This is a genomic window from Marinicella sediminis (genome assembly GCF_002000055.1).
In the GTDB taxonomy this organism is placed as follows: Bacteria; Pseudomonadota; Gammaproteobacteria; order Xanthomonadales; family Marinicellaceae; genus Marinicella; species Marinicella sediminis.
This window is the reverse complement of sequence record NZ_MVBD01000026.1, coordinates 1-3,453: the sequence shown is the minus strand read 5'-3', so window position 1 is coordinate 3,453 and position 3,453 is coordinate 1. Positions and strand designations below refer to the sequence as shown.

Here is a 3,453-nt window from a genome sequence, read left to right as displayed (position 1 = left end):
ACTTTGACCTTCAGTTTATCTTCAATCTGTTGAATAAATTGACTACTTCCCCAATATCCAGGACAGGCACTCCCTCAGAAATATCATACGGCCACTTCAGACATTTGCCACAGCTAATTACAGCTGAATCTCTGAAAATCATGGATTTATGCGTGAGTCAATGGGGTCAGAGTCATTGATTTTAATGACCTGCTTGTTTTCTCGAATGCGAATCAATGACTCTGACCCCATTGATTCTGACCCCATTGATTCCAAATCAGGCATTTCTGGCCATGATCATTTCACCTGGTGTTTCAAACCTGAAAAACGCCTCTACACCACGTCAATTTTCTAATCTTCCACAAAAAAACCAGCTCAATCACTCAAGCTGGTCTCTCTGAAAAGTGCCTGTCCCTGTATTTCATTCAATCAGGTCATTTTGGGCGCCATTCATAGCATTTGATGTTTCAAGCCTGAAAAACACCTCTGAACCACGTTAATTTTCTGATCTTCCACAAAAAAACCAGCTGAATCTCTCAAGCTGGTTCCTCTGATAAGTGCCTGTGCCAGAATTTGTTCTTCAAGCCCAAGGTCACTCAGGGTTTTCCGAAATGAAATATCTTATACTTTTTTTGATCTTCTTTGCTTAAGCCGTTAAACCATAAAGTCCAATTTTTCAAGTAATCTTCTCCAGCTCCCATTCTCCAACCGATATCATTTTCAGTATATTCTGGAAATTTTTTTTCAGGCGGCAACTTTTCGATAATACAGTCATCATATTTTTTTTCCAGTTCATCTCTGACTTTCATCAAAAGCATCCCTAATACGTTGTCACCATTGCCATCTCCACCATATCCCCAAAAACTGTCATTTTTAATATGTTCAACAATTTTATTTTTTCCTGTAGAAAATAAAACTTCCCTAGCATCATAATTTTGTATGAACTTTGCCATTAATATTTCATACATGATTTGAGTTTTGACTTCTTCCCAATCCTCTCTAATTGGAGATAGAGATCTACCTAATTTTGCTGCCTCATGAGGTGTCTCACTCGATGCAATTAATAACTCATGATCATATGACAATCCATAAAATTTCATTCCTTGAAATGCATGCTCTGATGTCTTCCAGAATCTATAATAGTACACCTCGTGTTTAGAAAAATTAGAGAGAGATCCGTATTTTTCGTTAGTTTTATAAAAATTTATTGTTTCCATTTTATTTCCATAGTGGCTCAATCGCTCGCATAGGAACATATTGGTGAATCAAATATTCTTGTTGCCAAACAGTCCGATGATATACAGTTTTTGCTTTTTCATTCAACCCAAAAAGCGCGAAACAAAAGCGCGGACAGGCACTCCCTAAGAAATATCATACGGCCTCATCAGAGATTTGCCACAGCTAATTCCAGCTGAATTTCTGAAAACCATGGATTTATGCGTGAGTCAATGAGGTCAGAGTCATTGATTTTAATGACCTGCTTGTTTTCTCGAATGCGAATTAATGACTCTGACCCCATTAATTCCAAATCTGGCATTTCTGGCCATGATCATTTCACCTGGTGTTTCAAACCTGAAAAACGCCTCTACACCACGTCAATTTTCTAATCTTCCACAAAAAAACCAGCTCAATCATTCAAGCTGGTCTCTCTGAAAAGTGCCTGTCCCTGTATTTTACCTGTATTTGCCTGTCCCCTAGTTTGTCTCAGTGTTTTATAATTCAATTCATACATTCAACAATTGATTTTGAGAGCAGCAGATATTTATCCCTTTCAGGAGTTTCAGTAGATTCAATCAGTAAATCGAAATTTTGGGCCATGAATTTATTGAACTTCAAACAATAATTTTTCCAAACTTTATTGGCTTCAAAATCCGCAACCAAAACACTGTTTTCTCCATCTTGATTCACTAGATAATTGATCACCCTCCAAAGCAAAGCATCTGGGACAGTAGAAAATTTACTATTAATAGCTTGTTTTCCGAGACTCAATATTGCTTGTGTTTGACCTTCCATTGCAGATGCGATAAGCATTTCAAACATCTCTTTTTTGGAAAAATCACTAATATACCGATCATTTTCATCATCATGATAAACACCGACAAGAAACATGGCCTCAACACTGCCTCTTTTAGCTGCTTCAACCAAATATCTCTCAGCCATAGCTTTATCATCCAAAGTCAAATGATTATAAAGGTTGTATCCAGCTTCTTTATGCCCTAATTCAAATGCATTCTTTAACTGTTTAATGGCTTTTTTTTCTGAACTCCTAATGAATATATAATGTTTCAAATATTCATAATTCATTTCATTAATGACTTTCCTCGATCTGTCCAATAATTTAATTAGCTCCTTCTCTTCATACTCATCAAAATTATTAAAGATAAGCCACTCTATCTGTTCATAACGTAGTTCTTTTGTTAATTCTTTAGAGCAACTCACAGTGCAATTAAAAAGCAAGATTATTAGTACCATAAATATTTTTGAATATAACTTCACTTTTAATTTCTCCTAACGACAAAAGCGCGGACAGGCACTCCCTCATCTAAGCTTCCACAAAATAACCAGCTCAATCATTCAAGCTGGTCTCTCTGAAAAGTGCCTGTCCCTGTATTTTGTAGGCACAGTTGATCAGCTTAAAAGTTTCTGCCAGAAAGTCGGTAAAAGATTTGCATTAGGTCACCGTCTGAAACCAGCCCTGGAGTTGCTATCCACCCAACATAACCTGATTGCAGATTCTGTCTGCTACCGTCCAACTCATCTGAAATCAGGCCAATTCAGTTAAAATCATCAAAACCGAGCGTTCAGGTCTCACATTCACCTTACTGACCAATCAATACAACTATTTTCGACATATAAACCAGCTTAATTTCTCCAACTGGTTTATCTAGCTAATGCCTGTCCCTGTATTTTTTTGTCCCTGTGTTGTTTTTATTTTATTGTCTTGGAAGCTTGATAGCGTCTTTTGATGACATCAATTTTAATTGTATCAGAAACTTTATCCTTACCATTATACCCAAAGTATCTAGTAGCTCCTTCAATTGTAAATGATTTTTCTGCATTGCAATTTTCACAATAAATCAGCCTTTCAAAAACACTGTGCTCCCTTTCAAGAGGAATATCTATCCTGGTTAATATTGCTTGTTCACACTCAGGACAAGTAACTCTTGCATTTTTAATTGCGCCAAGTTTTGTTATTGCATCTAACCATTTTTTATACATCTTATTTGTTTCCATGATTTCAAAAAAGCGCGGACAGGCACTCCCTAAGAAATATCATACGGCCACTTCAGACATTTGCCACAGCTAATTCCAGCTGAATTTCTGAAAATCATGGTTTTAAACGGAGAAAACCATCGGACTGGCAAGGAAATACCAGATTTGTGTTGAACAAACCCCCTACTACCATGTGGTAAGTCGATGCGTCCGCAGAGCCTTCCTGTGTGGTGACGATCATGCTTCTGGAAGGTCATTTGA

At 37.0% G+C, this 3,453-nt stretch carries 3 protein-coding genes; all 3 read right to left on the bottom strand.

Going from position 1 to position 3,453, the window contains the following annotated elements; translation table 11 throughout:
- Positions 1-575 precede the first annotated feature (575 nt).
- On the bottom strand, positions 576-1,196 hold the full coding sequence (locus tag B0475_RS17235) for an NADAR family protein (RefSeq protein WP_157893053.1): 621 nt from the start codon (positions 1,194-1,196) through the stop codon (positions 576-578).
- Positions 1,197-1,698: 502 nt separating this feature from the next.
- Positions 1,699-2,475 carry an SEL1-like repeat protein gene (locus B0475_RS17230; protein WP_157893052.1) on the bottom strand — a complete coding sequence of 259 codons (777 nt, stop codon included), beginning with the start codon at positions 2,473-2,475 and terminating at the stop codon, positions 1,699-1,701.
- Between the two features lie 432 nt (positions 2,476-2,907).
- The gene (locus B0475_RS17225) at positions 2,908-3,213 is read right to left on the bottom strand and encodes a hypothetical protein (RefSeq protein WP_077413120.1); all 306 of its coding nucleotides are present in this window, start codon (positions 3,211-3,213) and stop codon (positions 2,908-2,910) included.
- Positions 3,214-3,453 lie beyond the last annotated feature (240 nt).

Coding starts and splice junctions, on each gene's coding strand:
- B0475_RS17235 (WP_157893053.1), bottom strand. CDS start 1,196: ATGGAAACAATAAATTTTTATAAAACTAACGAAAAATACGGATCTCTC.
- B0475_RS17225 (WP_077413120.1), bottom strand. CDS start 3,213: ATGGAAACAAATAAGATGTATAAAAAATGGTTAGATGCAATAACAAAA.